Source organism: Bacteroides sp. AF32-8BH, from assembly GCF_003435205.1.
Taxonomy (GTDB): Bacteria; Bacteroidota; Bacteroidia; order Bacteroidales; family Bacteroidaceae; genus Bacteroides; species Bacteroides ovatus.
Genome location: NZ_QVLZ01000005.1, coordinates 1 through 20,757, shown reverse-complemented (window position 1 = coordinate 20,757; position 20,757 = coordinate 1). Strand labels below are relative to the sequence as shown.

Below are 20,757 nucleotides of genomic sequence, written 5' to 3'. Positions count from 1 at the left end.
TCTTAATTGTTATACCATTTTTATCAATTCAGTTCCCATGCCAGACGAGGTTGTTCACCGTTAAGATTCCAGATAGAGGTATCCCAGTCGAGAGCACGAATAGCTTCCATCAGGTTATTGATGGTAGTCAGACCGTTATAACGATCTACCGTAGTGATTGTACCTACGTTTACACTGGCCTGGTCAGGCAGTGCAGGATTGTTCGGGAACACACATTCCATAGCCGGGTTAGCGTAACAGGAATAAGCCACATTCTGACTGTACCGTCCACATACCCTACCAGATTTGGGTGCAGCTTGAGAGAATAAATATGTGTTCCATGCTACACAGTGATGAACAGTAATACCAGACCCTGTTGTGTTATTGGCGTTACCCATGATACCTCCCACCTGATTTTGTGCAGATACATCGCAGTCGCTCCAGCAATAGGATATGGCAGAAGTAGTAGAAGCACCGGAAATAGGTTGTACCCATCCGGCAATACCACCGCCCGGATTAGCCACAACCATAGGAACTGCTTTCATCACTCCATGAGAATAACAATGAGAAATGGTGCTTCCAAGCAACCGGCTGGCAATACCGCCGACGCACGACTGGGTAGTAATATCACCTACATGATAGCATTGCTCTATAGAAGCTCCTTCACGCACTTCACCGCAGATACCACCTGCCGACCACAATGCAGTAATCTTCGTTTCCGAACCACATTGATAAATCTTGCTGTCTGCCCCGTGAAGTCGCCCACAGATGCCACCCGCTTGACCGTCATCCCATGCAGCATTGCCCGAAGTCAAACTGATAGTACCCGATACCCGAACATTCTCCACGATACCCACACCGGAAACATTACCTGCCTGACCGGCGACAATACCCGTAAGTTTTTTATTGGCAGTGACTTGTGCATTTGTAAAAGTAACATTGGCACATCGTCCCGTCAACATACCGAAAAAACCTTGATAAGTAGACGAAGACGAAGTTATTTTCAGATTACTAATGGCGTGTCCACAACCATCAAAGTCCACCGGTTTGGCGGCAGTGGCTTCCACAGGAGTCCAATCCATGCCTTGCAGATCGATATCTGCACCCAGACGCACATAGGTAGTCTGCCCATCCTTGAGATATTCACCGAGCTTGGCCAAATCTTTGGCCGCAGTAATGATATACGGATTACCGATACCACCCTGCTTTTGTTGCAGATAGAAGGTCATAGTACTCTTCTCTTCGTTAACGGCTAGGTTATCGGACTTCAGTTTCAGACCAAGCACATATTTTTTGGTATTGTCCAGTGTAGTAAGATCGTGGAAACGCAGACCGACAGTGTGCAACACATCGTCACCCTTGAAATTGAGACTATTGACATCAAGGTCGTAGTTAGCCGCGGGTAATAGTGTGTATTCCTCGCCAAATGAGTGAGCATCAACTACTGTAAATTCCGCTTTCGCTTCCTTTTCACAATGGCTCTTTTCTACCATAATGGTATATTCATATTCCGGCTCATCCAGATACAACTCATACTTACCTGTTTGATAAAGTGACAAGGTTATATCCGAATAGGTAACTTCAGCCTTTTCCGGCTGTGTCAGGTCCATGACTTCTCCACATGAAATCAACGAAAACGCCATTAACGACAGGGCAATAGGAATATATCTTTTCATAATTCAATTCTTTTAATGATTAAAAAGCAGGAACAATCACACCCACATTGTCTCCTGACAACCAAACTTTATCTCCATCTATACGAACTACCTCCATCTCCATCCCTTCTTTGAGGAAAGAAACTCCTTGGAATGAGAATTCAGTCTTCATCTTTTGACCGACAGCCGTGGGCTTCCCGTCAAACTTCACATGAATGTATTTGCTTTGATCCGAATTTTGCAGGCGATAAGTCAACCGTTTAGGATTAATTGCAGCCTGAAGTTGTTCCTGCTCTGTAAAAGTACAAATACCATCCAAACTATAAAACCCAACTTCGGTATATCCTGTTATATTTTTCTTATCAACCCCGTTTTCGGCATATTCCGTCTCCGCACAAGAGGTGAAAGCCAACAAACATACCAACACTACATATATTACTTTCATAAGCGAATAAATTTAAGATAATTACTTTCTAATAGTTGTCGACAACATTTCTACCGATCCATCCTTATAAGTCACTTCGGCGGTAAGTATTTGTCCGTTCAGGTTCTTATTCACTATATTGATTTCCTGTCCATCCAGCTTTACTTTATAAGATGAGACATCATCCGGCAAATTTAATAGTTGTACCAACATATATCCATCCACTTGTTGATATTTCAACAAAGGAAACTCTCCTGTTACAGACTTGGTCTTAACATCATCCTTCCACAACACGGCATCATCCGATTTCAGCAATGCTACATGATAAGTCGTTCCGGGAACAAGATTTTCAACCAATGTATAGTCATTCTCCGAATCAAGCGACCGACGTACTACCTCTGTTCCATTTTCATCTGTTACTGACAATATACCTGTTTTATCGGCTCCATTCCCCCAACTTATGAACAATTCCCGTTGTCCTCCGACAAGGTTGGAAACTGCCAATCCATCCCGGGCAGCAATAAAATCAGGATATAACAATGGATTGGGATTGTAGAATCCGTCTGCATCAAGTCCTAAATAACGGGAAAAATAAATTCCTCCAAGTTCCCACATTTCAGTCTTCGCATCGTAAACAGCTCTCGCTCCACCGGGAACCACACTAAAACGTCCGGTAATGGCATACGTATCATATTTCTTGAACACCTCATAAAAAGTTTTATACCAATTCTTCGGATACCAGGAATAACTCTCAAAAAGGCTCTTGAACTCGGTTGCACTCACCGGTGTACCGGCGTTAGCTTTTTCGGCTATCAGATTAAGATATTCGTAAATTTTCATCCCGGCCGTATAACCATGCTTGGTTCCCCATTCTCCCAGCGCATCCGCCACATGAGGATTTAAAGCACGCACCATAGAGAATTCCGTGCAAATCAGTTTCTTTGTTACACCATATTTATCGCGGATAATACGGAAATCATCTTCCGCCTGATTGATTTTCAATGCGTGAACGTGCAAGTCGAGCCCTACAACATTAGGATTGTTATTAACCACAGAAACTACTGCAGGTACCGTTTCGCTCTTCGGCAACTCGGAAACACGGTTCAATGCTCCGGCATAAATATCAAATGTCCAGCCATTAGCCTGTTTCCAGGTAGTCAGCCGATTGGCAAACTCATTCAGAAATGCCCGATAATCTTCACCATCCGCATGACAGAGATCGGTATCCAATGCATTCTCCCATTCCGGCTCGTTACCCATGACAAGTATTTCAATATTCTTCGCCATATCATAGGTTTTCAGTAATATTTCCGTTGCCTGAAATATGTACTCCATCTCCTTAGTTCCTACTTTGGGAACCGTATCGGTATATAATTCAAAAGGTATTTTCAGACTCAAGATGAATTTCACACGGTCGCCCAACGCTTTCTTGGCCTGAATAAATTTCAATGTAGGAATATGTGTCCTGATGGCATTTTCTTTCACACCAACAATCTTCCCGTTTTCATTCTGAAGAAACAGATTGGGGATATTGATAAATCCTCTCACCCAACTCACTTTCGACTGTTTCAACATCTCTATTTCCGTAATCGGGTAATCTATATTTTCATTATAGTTCGCCCCCAAATCCTGCGCCTTTGTTCCCATCGAACATAAGAACAGCAATACAAACATTAAAAAAGCTTTCATTTTCATATACATATTTCAAGGTTAATTGTCCGACATCGAACAGAACAAAGGTAGAGAAATAAACTCCGGTAGAATAGAACGATTGTTTTATCAACGGGATTTATGTTCAGAATAAACATTTGACCTTATTTTAATGGTTCTTCTTCTACTTCGCTGCGATAATAACCATCCACTTCAGCAAAGAAATTCTGCTTCAGGGAGTCCAGAAGTTCGGGCTGTTGTGCCGCCATATTCTGGTATTGAGTTCGGTCGGCTTTTACATTGAATAAACCGTATTCACCCAAGTTGCCTAATTCATTTCCGGTCAGGTTTCGTTCGGAACCTTTATAAGGAGGCATCATAATCCAGTCGCCTGAACGATAAGCCATACGTCCCTGCGCTTCCAACACTACATCCTTGCGGGCAGTCTGCTCTTTTCCGAAGAAAGCATCCAGATAGTTCCGACTATCCAAACCTTCCGGCAAATCGGCATGTATCATCGCCCCCAGAGAAGCAAGAATATCTACCTGGCAAACCAGTGCATCGGACACAACCGGCTGAATCTTTCCTTTCCAATAAACAAACAAAGGAATATGCGTACCACCGTCGAACAAACTATATTTACCTCCGCGCAGACCTCCGGCAGGAAGATGATCGCCTGCCAGTTCGGGAGCACCGTCTTTGTAACCGTCATTCAGAACCGGCCCGTTATCACTGGAGAAGATAATCAGTGTCTTTTCCAACAATCCTTCTTTCTTCAAGTGAGCAAGCAGTTCGCCGACACACCAGTCTGCCTCAACGATGGCATCGCCACGAGGCCCCATCGTTGTTTTGCCCACAAAGCGCTGGTGGGGAGCACGAGGTACGTGAGGTTCGTGCAAGCCATAATACAGGAAGAAAGGAGCATCTTTGTGTTCAGTCACAAAGTTCTTTACCTTATCTACAAAATAGTCGGCCATATCCTCGTCTTTCCAACGGGCTTTCTGTCCGCCTTTCATATATCCGATACGGGGAATTCCGTTTACTATAGAGTTATTGTGTCCGTGTGCCCACTGCATTTTCAGCATCTCCGGATGAGAAATGGCAGTCGGTTCGCCCTCAAAATTATGCTCGTAACTCACTTCGATGGGATCGGCCGGATCGAGTCCTACTACATCGCCGTTTTCCACGTAAACCGTCGGGACACGGTCGTTGGTTGCTGCAATCAGGCAAGAATAGTCGAAACCAATTTCTTTGGCACCCGGTTTGACGGTTTCGTTCCAGTTGACATTGCCCTCTCCCATCCCCAAGTGCCACTTTCCGATAGCTCCGGTCACATAACCGCATTGCTGCATCATCTTCGGCAAGGTAAACTGATTTTCATTAATGATAAGAGGAGCATCTCCCGGCAGGATTTTTGCATCTTTATTTTTCCACGGATACATTCCGGTCATCAAAGCGTAACGGCTGGGAGTGGAAGTTGCCGAAGTGGCATATCCGTTCATGAAACAAACTCCGCCATGAGCCAGACTGTCGATATTCGGAGTATGAATCGTAGTAGAGCCGTAAGCGCTGACATCACCAAATCCCAGATCATCGGCAAGAATCACAATCACATTCGGCTTTTCTTCTACGTGCTGTGAGGTACAACCTACTAAAGACAACGTAGGAACTAGATAGATTATCTTTTTCATAATATTATGTAGTTAATAACGATGCAAATTTAGCCACCACTTATTTATTTATGTAGAACAAATGTTTAATAATGGGGAGAAATGTCCATCCTGCAACTATTCCAGAGAAATAAGGTATGAAAATGCGTGTGATGAATTAACTCGAAATGATAGCATAGGCCTGTCAATGTTCTACTTTTAATATTCTACAGGAAAATAGCCAGTTAGAAAGTAGCAAACTAGAAAATAAACTGTATAAATAAACGCATGAGCATACAAAAAACAGTCTAATATTGCATAAAGCCAAACAAGATATACATCTTTCTCTATTCGGGAACCGTTCATTGCCTTAAAACCAACGAAGTGTTCCTCGGTGTGCATCGACTTGTTCCTCACCGAGGAAGCTATCGTTCTCCGGTGAAGAAGATAAAAATGGACTATTAAGAAATATTTTCTCCCTAGTTTATCATAATATATTGGAAAGGAGAAAATAATAAAATGATTGGTTATTCAGGTATCTACTCTCCAAATAACAAAAAGAATTAAGAATCTATCACAATTCGATTAGTATATTCTCAAAACAGCGAAAATAGAGAATCACGTAATTACAAATGCATGGCATTTTCCGGTTTTTCTTTACCAAACTGCGATTTATGTCCTTCTCCGATGATTAAATATTCCTTTTTTAAGAATCATCGTTTTTTAAGGGAGGCTATATAGTTTGGAATAGAGGTTGTGCTTAACAATAAAAACTGTAATAGTATACAGGAACAGCCCAATAAGATATTACCGGATTCTGACAAGATTAGGTAATGTCTTATTTTTATAATGAGGAAAATTGTTACCTTTGTATATATCTTATATTCACAATTAAGATTAAACCTAATTTTTCGCTTATGAAAATAGTTAAGGCTACCTACATCGTTATATTATTCATTACCGGACTATTAGCCGGAGTGTTCTTCTCATCCTCTGTTTCCGCCCAAGATATTTCGGGAACCTGGCACGGAAAACTTTCCATTCCCACCGGTTCATTGACTATTGTATTCCACATCAGTCAAACGGAACAAGGCGCTTATGTGACCACACTGGACAGTCCCGACCAAGGAGCCAACGGTATCAAGACACAGACTACTTCTTTCAATGATTCTACTTTAATTATCCAGATACCTGTGATTCATGCTTCGTACAAAGGAAAGCTGAACAGTGATAACACAATCAACGGAACATTTACACAAGGGATGCCCCTTCCGTTGAATTTGAAAAAGGGAGAAGCCAGCCGCCCCAAGCGTCCGCAGGAGCCTCAACCGCCTTTCCCTTACAGAAGTGAAGAAGTCACCGTGAGGAATGAACGCGATGGAATTAACCTTGCCGGAACATTGACTCTTCCCGAAAAAGGAACTAAATTTCCGGCAGTGGTAATGGTGACGGGAAGCGGTGCGCAGAACAGGGATGAGGAAATCATGGGACACAAACCTTTCTTTGTCATCGCCGATTATCTGACCCGAAACGGAATTGCTGTGCTTAGATGTGATGACAGGGGTACTGCCGCTTCACAAGGTACTCACGCAACAGCTACCAATGAGGATTTTGCCACAGATACGGAAGCAATGGTGAATTATCTGCGCAGCAGAAAAGAAATAAATGCAAAGAAAATCGGAATTATCGGACATAGTGCAGGCGGAATCATTGCATTCATCGTTGCCAAAAAGGACCCATCCATTGCATTTGTCGTTTCATTGGCAGGAGCCGGCGTGAGAGGCGACAGTCTGATGCTGAAGCAGGTAGAGTTAATCTCTAAATCCCAGGGAATGCCGGATGCCGTCTGGCAAGGGATGAAGCCTTCGATACGGAACAGATATGCCATACTGCAACAAACAGACAAAACTCCCGAAGAGTTGCAGAAAGAACTGTATGCAGACGTTACAAAAACAATGTCTCCCGAACAATTGAAAGACCTGAATACCATCCAGCAACTATCCGCACAAATCAGTTCGATGACTTCTCCGTGGTATCTTCATTTTATGAGATATGACCCGGCCCAGGATTTGAAGAAACTAAAATGTCCGGTTCTGGCTCTGAACGGAGAAAAGGATATTCAAGTGGATGCCGCCATGAATCTTGCTGCCATTCAGGAAAGAATCACCGGAAATGGAAACAAAAATGTAACAGTCAAAGCCTATCCGAACTTAAATCACCTGTTTCAGACTTGCAAAAAAGGAACATTGGCCGAATACGGGCAGTTGGAAGAAACAATCAATCCGGAAGTATTGAAAGATATCATTGAATGGATAAGGAAACAATAAGTCTATTAATGATATTACTTAGCAAGTACACATTTTTCAATATCACATTCTTTTCTTGCTAATTCTTGCAAATTCTTCAAATATTTGCAAGAATTGGAAAGAAAGTAAATGGCTACAATTTACATATACTACATAAATCTCCCATCATCAGCTTACACCAACATTGTCTAATTTGATTTAAATCAAAATCTATCTCATCGAACTCACCCTGAAAGATTTTGTTTTACCTTTGCAGCCGAAATAAATAAGCGGCAAATAATAGTAAGGTAAAAAGGTAACAGGTATTAAGGTTAAGTTTTGTATGAAGAAGAGTCTTATTGCATTGGCGTTCGGCACACTAGGATTAGGTATTGCCGAATTTGTAATGATGGGAATTTTGCCCGATGTGGCAAAAGATTTAGGTATTAGTATTCCTACCGCAGGGCATTTCATTTCTGCTTATGCATTAGGCGTCTGTGTCGGTGCACCTGTATTAACATTGGCTCGCAAATATCCGCTAAAACATATTCTGTTAGTATTAGTTACCTTAATTATGATAGGTAATATCTGTGCGGCTATGGCTCCCAATTACTGGGTGTTGCTCGCTGCCCGTTTTATCTCCGGCTTGCCTCATGGTGCATACTTCGGAGTAGGCTCTATTGTTGCAGAGAAACTGGCCGACAAGGGTAAAGGTTCGGAAGCCGTCTCCATCATGATTGCAGGAATGACCATTGCCAACCTGTTTGGTGTACCTTTGGGCACTTCCCTAAGTACCATGCTTTCCTGGCGTGCCACTTTCCTGCTGGTCGGTATCTGGGGAATTGTTATCCTATATTATATCTGGCGATGGGTTCCGCATGTAGAAGGCTTAAAGGATACCGGCTTTAAAGGACAATTCCGCTTTCTTAGAACTCCGGCTCCGTGGCTGATTCTCGGTGCTACGGCACTAGGTAATGGCGGTGTATTCTGCTGGTATAGCTACATCAATCCGATGCTTACCAATGTGTCCGGCTTCTCCGCAGAAAGCATTACGCCTTTAATGATCCTTGCCGGCTTCGGTATGGTAGTGGGAAACCTGATTAGCGGACGTCTCTCCGACCGCTACACCCCCGGAAAAATAGGGACTGCCGCTCAAGCACTTATCTGTATTATGTTATTGCTCATTTTCTTCCTTTCTCCCTATAAATGGGCAGCAGCCCTGTTGATGTGCCTTTGTACGGCAGGACTGTTCGCTGTATCCAGTCCGGAGCAGATATTAATTATCCGCGTATCAAAAGGAGGAGAAATGCTGGGAGCAGCCTGCGTGCAGGTTGCATTCAATCTCGGAAATGCCATCGGTGCTTATGCAGGCGGACTGGCTGTTAGTGGTGGATACCGTTATCCGTCCCTGGCGGGTGTACCATTTGCTCTAATTGGATTTACTTTATTCCTGATTTTCTATAAGAAATATCAGGCAAAATATTAAATAACTAGTAAAAGCTACCCTACTTTCTGCTGCAAGATAAAATTCACTTTAAAGTCTTGTAGAATTATATTTTTACTCATACTTTTGTAAGGTCTGTTAAGTCTTGATAAATGGGAATGAGGAAAGATACACTTATCACAATTATTATGGGAGTAATTAGTATATTTACTTCTTGCAATCCGCATCCCAATCTATCAAAGGCTGACCAACTAATAAATTTTTATCCTGATAGTTCCCTGACATATTTGAAAGCTATCCAGCATCCTGAAAATATGTCCCCAAAGGATTATGCAAAATGGTGCCTATTAGTAGCTCAAGCAAAATATAACAATGCTCAAAGTTTAGTTCCGGACTCATTTGTTTTTAAAGCTTTTGATTATTTTTCCAAAGACACATCTGACCCGATACTAACAGCAAGAACATATTTTTATACTGCACTTATCAGTAAAGAAATAAGAAACATAGAAGAAGCTGCTCAATACTTATTAAAAGCAAGAGATTTTGCGGAAAAAGCAAATGACTACAATCTAGCATTCAAAATTTCCCATGACTTGTGCGACATCTACTCTAAACAAGGATTATTTGATTATAAGTTAACAGAGGCATGGAGAGGATATAATTATGCACAGATTTCTAAAGATAGTCTGTCTATTTATTATGCATTGGCAGATCTGGGACATGCTTATTCCACCAAAGAGCAAATCGATAGCGCACTTTATTTTTTCGAAAAGGCATTCCCTATTGCTCAAAAAGTACATCCCAAAGCCACCTCTTCTGCTTTAAACGATATATGTTATGCATATATAAATAAAAAAGATTATATTTCCGCACTAAAAATCTGCAATGAGGCCATTGCATGTGAAAAGGATTCAATTGACCGATATAACAATTACATTATCAAAGGAGTAATCTTTCAAGATATACAACAATATGATTCTGCTATCCATTATTTTACCCTAAGTAGTAAAAACCAATATATATATGCAAAAGCACTCAGTTATAGCTATCTGGGAGAAATTTATGAAAAAAAAGGGAACATTCTTAAAGCGTTAGAATTTATCAAAACCTATGAACTATTAAGAGATTCGATAGAAGATCAAAACCAAAGCGTGGCAATTATTAAAATGCAGAATCTATTTCAAAACGAAAAACTGCAGAAAAACAACAAAGAACTATCTAAAAAGATGGAAGAAATTAGTTCTCTTGTATATAAAATAAGTGCAATTGCAGCTTTCGCGTTACTAATTACAGGATTATGCTACTTCATAACCTACAAAAAGAAGAGTGAACGTATACGAAAACAAGAAAGAGAAATATCTCAAGCCAAAGATAAACTACAACAGCAAGCTATAGAAAATCTTCAAAAAGAAGAAAAACTATCTTCACTACAAGCAGACTTTTTACGCAGATTAGTGGCTATCAACATTCCATCTCTAAATAATAAAGCAAACGATCTCGTTATCAAACTTTCTAATGAGGATTTTGCTAATCTGGAAAAAGATATTAATGCTACTTTTGATCAATTTACAGTAAGACTAAAGAAAGAATATCCACTACTCGACAAAAATGAAATTCAGTTCTGCTGTTTAATAAAAATACAATTAGATTTAAATACCCTTGCCAATATCTACTGCAGAAGTAAAGCTGCAATTAGCAAAAGAAAACTTAGAATCAAACAAGAAAAACTAAACATTACAGATAAAAACATCTCTTTAGATGATTTTATTCAAAGATTCTGAAATATCCCTTCTTGCATTAACATCTATTCATAATAAAAGGATTTAATTGCCATTTGTCCAATGGTGATCTATACCTATTTACATTAACACATTAATTATTAGCGATTTATATAATATCTATTGTCCAATGCTTTTTTTGTATTCATAAATCATATTCCATAACTTTGCAATATCAAACGTAAGCAAAATCAGATTCTATAATAACATCTTGATTAAACTATTAATATATAATATAAAATGTGATATAGCAAAAAAATCAATATTAATTATTTAAAACTAGAATTATGAAGAACCTAATTTGGCTTAGCGCATATCTTATCATAAGCGCAATTTTCAGTTCTTGTTCAAAAGACGACGAAAACACCTCTATTATTCCGGAAGGAGAAAAAACAAATGTAAATGTATCATTAAATATTGCTCCTATCAACGCAATGGAAACCAATATAAATGATAACAGAACTTCTATTGAAAACTTTTGGTTATTAGAATTCGATCAACAAGGTAAGAATGTTGCAGTTATAAAAGAACTACGATTCAGTATCAACTCTGCAGAAACAGTAGAATTAGTAGCAGGGGCTAATATGAAACTGGTAGTAATTGCTAATGTAGATAAAAGCATTGTTTTCCAATTAGGAAAACAAACCTATGAAGCACTAAAGAATACTATTTATACATTACCAGTCAATTCATCTAACGCAATTCCGCTAGTAGGAGAGCAAGTAGTTTCTATTACCAAAGAAAATCAAACATTAGATGCTATCACATTAGAACGAATTGCAGCTGAAGTAAAATTCACTATCAATAATACCTCTTCTGACTTCCAGCTAACTTCCATAGCATTAAAGAATATATATAAAATGTATTACTTTAGTAAGGGAACATTATCCCAAGGTAATATTGCAGACTATAGTGAAATCCCATGTACTATCGGTGAAGAAAATTATACCCATTACATAGCGGAGAACCTGATGGGAACAAATTCTAATATCACAACAGACAAAGACAAGGTAACAGATAAACTAGCGACTTTCATTGAAATTGTTGGTGAAAGAATGAGTGAAGGCAATAAAGAAATAGCAACTTTCAAAATGTTCATTGGAGAAAATGAAAAAGATTTCAATGTAACAAGAAATAATGCATATAATTACAATATTAATCTTAATCTGGCAGATGCCAGTGATAAACGCATCACTATTGAAAAGATTCCATTAGAAGGCATTGCAGCTGAAGCTAACTGCTATATACTGAATCCAAATTCAGAACATGAGCTACTGGTTCCTGTGAAACGAGTAAATGCATTTTGGGGAACAGAAGAAGGCGGCTTCAAAACAGATCATATGTTGAATGACGGAAACAACCAAGGAAAAGTAACTAAATGGATTGCCCGTATCATAACAAAAGATAGTTCCAAGGAATTACTGAAATTCACCACCCAACAAGGAAGCTCCGCCAATGATTATATAGGAATCAAACCTACAGGAAACGAAGGTAATGTATTAATAGGTATTTACGACGCAACAGCAGGAGAACCTGCTCAAGACGCTAAACCATTATGGAGCTGGCACATTTGGATTACAGATTATAATCCGGGAGGAGATATTAATGGAATAATTCCTGCAATTTCTCAAAACCCTGGAAAAGCAGATGTTACAGGAGGAGCTATCTACCGTTTTGGGGGAATTGATAACAATCAAACGAAAGATGGGTCCACGCAGGCAATGATGGATCGCAACTTAGGCGCACTAAGTGCAACACCAACTGACGGTGCGAAAACGATCGGTATGTATTATCAATGCGGTCGAAAGGATCCGATAATGACTGATTGGAGCCAAATCACTAAGTTAGGAACCAGCTCTTTAGGGGGAGACGTTTACTCCATTCATATCAAAACAGCAAAAGGTCCCGTATCTAAAGAAACAGCTGTGAAAAACCCGGATACCTATTTCTTGGGAGATGCAGACCATTTTACTTATAAAGACTGGTTAATTGAAGGCAGTGGTAGTACAGAATTATGGTACAAAAAGAGTGATGAAAAAACCAAAACACTATACGATCCATGTCCGGCAGGCTGGAGAGTGCCTTATAAAATGAACACTTATGATGAAATAAACGGAGAAGACATTGACAATGGTATATATCTTTGCCCTAATAATAGTTCCATAAAAATATTTTACCCGTTTGGAGGACATTTAAATGCCATTACCGGTCAATATCCGGGAGGAAGTTTGTTTGAATACAAAACTGCACAAAATGGTTGGCTAGGCAGTTATCCGGACAATCCTAATAATGCCTATAGTTATCATATATTCTCTGCAACATTAGTGGACGAATATGACGGACCATTCTTTCCCATCATGCCTAACAATGCAGACGGCAGATACTTAGGTTATAGCGTACGTTGTGTAAAAGAATAAATCACCAAAGAAAACAGGTACATGAATAAACACATTATTCTATTATTTATCATATTGTGCATTGGCCTTACAAGGGCCAGTGCACAACATAGTATTACCGGCAAGGTGCTAGATGCTACTAACCAGGAGCCTATCCCATTTGCCAGTGTTACTATAAAGAACGTCAAGAGCGGAACAACTACGGACAATAATGGTAATTTTACCTTAAAGGTCAATAATAACGATATCCTTATCGTCAGTTTTATGGGATACGAAACTAAAGAGGTTAACATTGGAACACAAAAGAAAGTAACGATATTATTATCAGAATCTTCTGTTTTATTGGATGCGGTAGTAGTCACCGGGTTTCAGAATCTTAAAAAAACAACCTTTACCGGCTCTTCCGTTAAAATCAAAGCTGATGATATTAATTTGCCCGGTGAAACAGACATAAGCCGTATGCTGGAAGGCAAAGCAGCCGGAGTATCTATTCAGAATGTATCGAGTACCTTTGGTAGTGCCCCCAAAATACGTGTACGTGGTGCCACGTCTATCAATGGAGAAAACAAACCTTTGTGGGTAGTAGATGGAATCGTATTAGAAGATGTGGTAAATGTATCTAACGACCAACTAGCAAGCGGTGACCCTACCACCCTGTTAGGCTCCTCCGTAGCAGGTATCAATACTAACGATATCGAAACAATTGACGTACTAAAAGATGCTGCCGCAACAGCATTATATGGAGCCAGAGCCATGAATGGAGTAGTTGTAATTACGACTAAAAGAGGAAAAGAAGGAAAACCACGTATTCATTATAGCGGAAACTACACAGTACGGACCAAACCACGTTATTCTGAATTCAATATTATGAATTCAGCCGATCAAATGTCTGTGTATGCAGAAATGGAACGAAAAGGCTTATTAACTTCGGACATTGTAAATAACCAGTCTTCCGGTATTTATGGAATCATGTATAATAGAATCAACACATGGGATGAATCAAAGCAACAATACCTTTTAGAGAATACATATGCAGCCCGTCACAACTTTTTAATGGAACACGCAGCAGCTAATACAGACTGGTTTGATCTGCTATTTACTAATTCCATAATGAATGAACATACATTAAGTGTATCAAGTGGTTCACAAAAGTCGAAATCCTACATTTCATTAGGCTTTTTGAACGATCCGGGATGGACTGTTGCCGACAAAGTGAATCGAATCACAATGAACTTCCGAAATGACTACCAGCTAAATGACAAAATCGGATTTAGTTTTCAAACGATAGGTTCTGTCAGAATGCAGAACGCTCCCGGTTCATTAAGTCGTTCCAGTGACGTTGTAAGCGGTATTTCTTCACGTAATTTTGATATAAATCCGTTCAATTATGCATTAAACACAAGCCGTGCATTACGAGCATACGACTCAAATGGAGAACGGGAATATTATACACTCAACTTTGCCCCATTCAATATTTTAGAAGAACTCGATAATAACTATATTAAATTGAATGTGATAGATTTAAAAGCCCAAGCCGAATTTAACTGGCAAATTTTTAAAGGATTGAAATACAATTTTACCGGAGCTATCCGCTATGTACGTTCAAAGCAAGAGCATGAAATACACGAAAATTCTAATATGGCAAATGCTTATCGTGCAGCTGGCAATTCTACCATTCGAGAAAACAATCCCTACCTCTACAAGGACCCTAGTGATCCGTCAGCCGAATCGATTGTTGTTCTCCCCAAAGGGGGATTCTATAATACTGCCGAAAACTTATTATTAAATTATGATATAAGAAACTCTGTTAGTTTCAGCAAAATATGGAATGAGAAACATGAGTTCAACGCATTATTAGGACAACAAATCAAATATTCCGATAGACAAACGAACAGCAACACCGGCTACGGATTCCAATATGACATGGGAGGCACTGTTAGTATGAACTATCTTATAATGAAACAAATGATCGAGCAAAATTTTGATTATTATTCAAGAGCTTTGACATACGATCGTTTTGCCGCTTTTTATGCAAATGTTGATTACACCTATGACAGACGATATTCCATCTCCGGAACAGTACGGTATGACGGCTCCAACACAATGGCAAATTCCAGTTCAGCCCGCTGGCTGCCTACCTGGAATATCAGTGGGAAATGGAATATAGGTAATGAGACGTTTATGAAAGACTTTGTCTGGCTGGATGTATTAGCGCTACGTGCCGGCGTTGGATTAACAGCCAGTATGCCTCCATTATCAAATGCAACACCTATTTTTATAAATTCTAATACTACGCGCCCAAGTACGGACATCGAATCAGGCATTGAAATTTACACATTAGGTAATTCTGATTTGACATGGGAAAAGAGTTATCAATCTAATTTTGGTTTTGATGCCACTTTCCTTAAAGGAAGACTCGACTTCTCTTTTGACTATTTTATCCGAAACAGTTTCGACTTGTTAAGTGTAATAAAAGTCTCCGGAATTGGAGGAGAAAGATATAAATGGGCCAATAGTGCCGACTTAAGCGCCTCCGGTTTCGATATAACATTGTCAGGAAAACCTATTGTAACAAAAGATTTCATGTGGTCAAGTTCTTTCACTATGGGATATTCCAAAAATGAAATCAAGAATTCAATGCAACAACCACAAGTCAACACGTTGGTAGGAATCACAGGAGGAAATAAAAACGGGTATCCGGTGAACGGGCTTTTCTCTATACCATTTGCCGGTCTGAATCCGGAAAATGGTGTACCGATGTTCTATGATGAGAATGGCACTATCACCAGTGATATCAATTTCCAAAGTACTTCAACAGATTACTTAAAATACGAAGGACCGACAGATCCCAAATATACAGGAGGATTTAACAATTCCTTTACTTGGAAAGGTATCTCATTAGATATTTTCTTCACTTTCCAAGCCGGAAATGTAATCCGGTTGAATCCTGTATTTAACAGCAGTTATAATGATTCTCAAGCAACCCCCAAAGAGTTCTTTAACAGATGGGAATTCAGAGGAGATGAGAAACATACTAATATCCCTGCAATAGCTGATAAAGATCTGATATCAGATTTGAGCAGTACTTATCCTTATTCAGCATACAATTATTCAGATATACGGGTAGCAAAAGGAGATTTCATCCGTCTTAAATCATTATCTGTAGGATATACCATTCCGCAGAAGCTTTTTAAATCGTGGAAGTTGTTCTCTGATATTCGTTTACGAGTAACCGGCAAAAACTTATGGTTACTATACTCTGATAAAAAATTGAATGGACAAGACCCTGAATTTGTCAATACCGGTGGCGTAGCCCAACCGATACAAAAACAAGTTATTTTTTCATTAGATGTCAGTTTCTAAATCATCCTTATACAATGAAGAGAATTAAAATATACTTATATATTGGAATCATGTCCTTTTGTACCAGTTGCTCTGACTTTCTGGACAAAGTACCCGACGAACGTACTCAAATAGATTCTCCGGATAAAGTATCCGCATTACTAGTAAATGCGTATCCTAAAGTTTCTTATGCGGCTATTGTCAATACCCGTTGTGATTACATAACCGACTTCGGAAGTGTTTACTCTGGTGCGCAACCAGGAGCATTATTCAGCTTTATGGGTGAAAATTTCTTATGGAAAGACGTGATAGAAGATGGAAATGATTCCTTCGAAAACTTCTGGACAGGATGCTATGCAGCTATTGCAGTATCTAACCAGGCGCTTATTTCTATCGACGAGTTAGGAACACCTTCAAGCACAATCAATCAAAAGGGAGAAGCACTCATGACCAGAGCCTTCTCACATTTTTGTCTTGCTTCACTCTTTGCCCAACAATATGACGAATCGACTGCATCGTTATATCCGGGTATTCCTTATGTAGAGAAACCAGAAACACAGCCAGTAGAACAATATGACCGGGAGACAGTGGCAGACACTTATAGAAAAATCACACAAGATTTTGAGGACAGTTATCCTCTTATGACGGATGGAAGCATTTATACAGCTCCCAAATATCATTTCAATAAGAAATCAGCTGCCGCCTTTGGTACCCGTCTTTATCTATTAATGAAACAATATGATAAGGTACTTGAATATGCCAATCAACTCATTTCCATACCGTCACAATTTGAAACATTGACGGATAGTAAAGGAGAACCTCTTAAAAATCAAGATGGTACACCGCAACAATATATCTCAAAAGATGATCCTGCATTTTCGTTTGTAAGCAACAACTTTCATCCTTTTGCAACAACTTACATGGATGCAAGCGGATATATTGAAATGCGTTCGTATTTCTGCAGTTCTTCCACCAATGCCAATTTATTGATTACAGAAGCATTGTCTTCAATCGCCTGGGGAGAATTACCCTTCTATTCAAGATATGGTTTATCTTCTACTGACATTGGCAAGACAATCAATGCAGATAATGTTACAAATGGCATGTGGGCTATTCCCTATTACGGTACATCCAATTTCTACTTCATACCTAAATTTACCCAATTTACTAAACAAGAATCTTTAGACGCATCCAACTTTTTGCCGTATGCCAATATTCCTGTTTTGAGAATGGAAGAAGTGTTATTAAACCGTGCAGAAGCCTACCTAATGCTTAACCAATATGACAAAGCTATCGCTGATCTAAATTTATATGCCAGCCAACGTTTTGTTATAGCAAGAAGCCCGGCATCAAGCAGATATTATGATTCTAAAGAATTATGTATTACACGCGATAAGATACTCAATTTCTATAAAACCAAACTTAATAATACTGATCACTTCATCAATAAGTACAATCAGACAGACTCTTGGAGTGATTTGAAAAAAGGTATCCTACTTGCAATACTTGATTTCAGAAGTATAGAGTTTTATAATGAAGGACTTAGATGGTATGATATTGTACGCTGGAATATCCCCGTCACCCATACCCAAGCTAACGGCAGCAAGTCCAGCTTAATGCCGGACGACGACCGAAGGGTACTACAAATTCCGGAAATGGCAACTATTTCGGGAATAAAACTTAATCCAAGAAATAACGTAAATAATACATGGGAATAAAATGAAAACAACAAATCACATTGCCAAATGGATACAAGCATATTTCATGCTACTATTCTGCATTAGTACTGTTATTTTCACTGCCTGTAATGAGGACAAACTCAATCTTGACCAAGAGATTTATGGATTGGGTGGAAATGACGAGCAAAAAAATGAACTGGATAAATGGTTATATGAAAACTATACCCAAGCTTACAATATCGAAGTGAAATATAAATGGAACAGTTATGAACTGAACACTACCGCCCAACTAGTCCCCATTATGGAACGCTTCGTAAAACCTTCTATGGATATGATTCAACGAGTGTGGTTTGAGCCTTATAAACAATTGGCAGGAGATAAATTTCTTAGAGAAATGACACCTAAGAAAATCATTTTGGTAGGTAGCCCGGAATATAATGCAGATGGCAGTCAAGTATTAGGACAGGCTGAAGGCGCTCGTAAAATTACACTATTTGATGGTAATAGCTACAATCCGAGTGATGCAGACTGGATACGTTCTATCATGCATACCATTGAACACGAATTCGCTCATATTCTCCATCAAACCAAAATGTATGATTCCAGTTTCAAAGATATATCCGCCGGAGATTATAATCCGACAGGATGGACTTCTGAAACGGAAGTAAGCGCATTACTTGCCGGATTCTATTCCGCATACGCAATGTCGGGAGTTGATGAAGATTTCGTTGAAGTGGCATCATTAATTATGGTGTATGGAAAAGAATGGCGTGACTATCGAATTAATTTGCTCAAAAGTTTAACAACGTCTCCTCCTTCAGAGGGAGAAACAGCAGAAGAAACAGCACAGCGTATAGCCCTTGCCAATCAGGCACAAACGGCTTTAACCAGATTACTGGCTAAAGAAGAAATTGTGATCAATTACTTTAAAAATGTATGGAACGTACAGTTTTATGACGACGCAATGGGAAATAAAGGATTAGTATCTTTAGTACAAGATGCTATTAATCAAATTGTAAATGAAAACACTCCAGAATAAATAATTATGAAAATAGTTTATACATATTATCTTCTAACCTGTGTAGCATTGTGCAGTATATTTTCATCTTGCAATAATGAAACCGACATTTATATGGAAAACCCGGATAAACGGATTCAAACTAAAATGCAGGAATATACTGATATACTCACAGGAGCTCCCGATGGATGGATTGCAGAAATAAATACCCAATTAGGAGGTATTCACACCTTATGGATGCAATTCACTGCAGACAATCGAGTATCTATGATGTTCGATTATGTAGAATATTACCGCGACTTGAAAGCAAGTCCGTTTGAAAGTAGCTATATACTCAAGCCACTACAAGGACCAACTATATCATTTGATACATACTCTTTCTTATCTATCTTTGCAGATCCCAACCAGCTGATGAATGGTGCAGGACAAGCAGGAACCGGATTAGGAGCAGACTACGAATACGAGATTATATCCTACAAAAACGATCAGTTTCTCCTAAAAGGAAGAAAAAACAAAATGGAAGCTACACTGACTAAAGCTACCAATGAGGAAAGAGAGGCCATCAAAAATGGCGCCTTAATGGAAAATCAGGATCAGGCTCCTATCTATCAAAAAAAATACTTCACTTTCAGTTATAAAGGACAAGCGTATGATTTTGTATCTAATGGTAGAAAAACAGGTTTCTTATCCGCTAACAATGGAAATCCGACCCTACAAATAGAAGGTTCTAAAATAGACCTGAACGGAAATATCGTAATGATGAACCCGTTAATCCTTAATGGTTACGAAATTTATCAGTTCAACAAGACATCCACCGGATACACTACACAAGTAGGCAATGATATACTTGAAATTAAAGGAGGTACTACACCAATTGTTCCTCTATTCAATGCACCTCCAGGAGCAATTCATCAGACAATGGTAGTGTACAACGATATACAAAATCAATGGTCATCCGAATATTTTGATAAACATAAAGCTGCTGTTTCGAATTTATTTGCATTCACTCAAACTCAATTCTATATTGTGTATGTTGCCATACACATGTACACAGACGGAAGTATAGTGGAGATTGGTTATAAAATATATCAAAACGGTTCATTAGGAGCCGATACTTACGGATTCTATTATACATTCAACTATCAGAAGAATTCAGATGGTTCTATCACTTTTGGAGATTATACACCGTTCGATACAAGCAATCCTAATCACGAAGAGTTCGACAAATGTCTGTCACCTATTTTAGATGGTTACTTTAAAAAACACAAATTCTTCATTAAAAGCTGGCCGGCTTTGTACAACAATTCCAGCCAATATGTGATGTCCTCGCTAATTCCTGCAGAAGATAAGACACTTGGTGTCATGGTAGGCGTACCTATGACGTTCTAAAGTTTACTTTACATTTATGAGGTTGTGTCAAAACGCTGACACAGCCTTTTTTATGCGCAAAGCCCAGAC

12 protein-coding genes are annotated in these 20,757 nt (G+C 39.1%); 8 read left to right on the top strand and 4 right to left on the bottom strand.

The genetic code is table 11. The features are described 5' to 3' along the window. Positions 1-23: 23 nt before the first annotated feature. The 4 genes from DWZ47_RS04900 to DWZ47_RS04885 form a co-directional block, all read right to left on the bottom strand. Positions 24-1,655, bottom strand: a complete 1,632-nt coding sequence (locus tag DWZ47_RS04900) for a DUF1735 domain-containing protein (RefSeq protein WP_117512429.1) — start codon at positions 1,653-1,655, stop codon at positions 24-26. Positions 1,656-1,674: 19 nt separating this feature from the next. Beyond that, entirely contained in the window at positions 1,675-2,079 is a 405-nt protein-coding gene (locus DWZ47_RS04895; protein ID WP_004302780.1) for a hypothetical protein, read from the bottom strand. Between the two features lie 21 nt (positions 2,080-2,100). Next, entirely contained in the window at positions 2,101-3,759 is a 1,659-nt protein-coding gene (locus DWZ47_RS04890; protein ID WP_117512428.1) for a hypothetical protein, read from the bottom strand. Between the two features lie 113 nt (positions 3,760-3,872). Then, positions 3,873-5,399, bottom strand: coding sequence for a sulfatase-like hydrolase/transferase (locus DWZ47_RS04885; protein WP_117512427.1), 1,527 nt, complete (start codon positions 5,397-5,399; stop codon positions 3,873-3,875). Positions 5,400-6,274: 875 nt separating this feature from the next. On the opposite strand from DWZ47_RS04885, the gene DWZ47_RS04875 reads away from it, so the two are divergent. The 8 genes from DWZ47_RS04875 to DWZ47_RS04840 all read left to right on the top strand — a co-directional run bounded on the left by DWZ47_RS04875 (position 6,275) and on the right by DWZ47_RS04840 (position 20,688). After that, on the top strand, positions 6,275-7,684 hold the full coding sequence (locus DWZ47_RS04875) for an alpha/beta hydrolase family protein (protein ID WP_117512426.1): 1,410 nt from the start codon (positions 6,275-6,277) through the stop codon (positions 7,682-7,684). A gap of 301 nt (positions 7,685-7,985) precedes the next feature. Next, complete coding sequence (araJ, locus tag DWZ47_RS04870) at positions 7,986-9,128, top strand: MFS transporter AraJ (protein ID WP_008646862.1); 1,143 nt, start codon at positions 7,986-7,988, stop codon at positions 9,126-9,128. A 116-nt stretch (positions 9,129-9,244) separates the two neighbouring features. Further along, positions 9,245-10,867, top strand: a complete 1,623-nt coding sequence (locus tag DWZ47_RS04865) for a hypothetical protein (protein WP_004324097.1) — start codon at positions 9,245-9,247, stop codon at positions 10,865-10,867. A 284-nt stretch (positions 10,868-11,151) separates the two neighbouring features. Further along, complete coding sequence (locus tag DWZ47_RS04860) at positions 11,152-13,281, top strand: DUF4906 domain-containing protein (protein WP_117512425.1); 2,130 nt, start codon at positions 11,152-11,154, stop codon at positions 13,279-13,281. Positions 13,282-13,302: 21 nt separating this feature from the next. Continuing rightward, positions 13,303-16,623 (top strand): SusC/RagA family TonB-linked outer membrane protein, encoded by a 3,321-nt coding sequence (locus tag DWZ47_RS04855; RefSeq protein ID WP_117512424.1) that lies wholly within the window; start codon positions 13,303-13,305, stop codon positions 16,621-16,623. A gap of 14 nt (positions 16,624-16,637) precedes the next feature. Continuing rightward, positions 16,638-18,320 (top strand): RagB/SusD family nutrient uptake outer membrane protein, encoded by a 1,683-nt coding sequence (locus DWZ47_RS04850; protein ID WP_032851443.1) that lies wholly within the window; start codon positions 16,638-16,640, stop codon positions 18,318-18,320. A 1-nt stretch (position 18,321) separates the two neighbouring features. After that, positions 18,322-19,320 (top strand): putative zinc-binding metallopeptidase, encoded by a 999-nt coding sequence (locus tag DWZ47_RS04845; RefSeq protein ID WP_004317346.1) that lies wholly within the window; start codon positions 18,322-18,324, stop codon positions 19,318-19,320. Positions 19,321-19,326: 6 nt separating this feature from the next. Further along, positions 19,327-20,688 (top strand): DUF4302 domain-containing protein, encoded by a 1,362-nt coding sequence (locus DWZ47_RS04840; RefSeq protein ID WP_004317344.1) that lies wholly within the window; start codon positions 19,327-19,329, stop codon positions 20,686-20,688. The last annotated feature ends 69 nt before the right edge of the window (positions 20,689-20,757 follow it).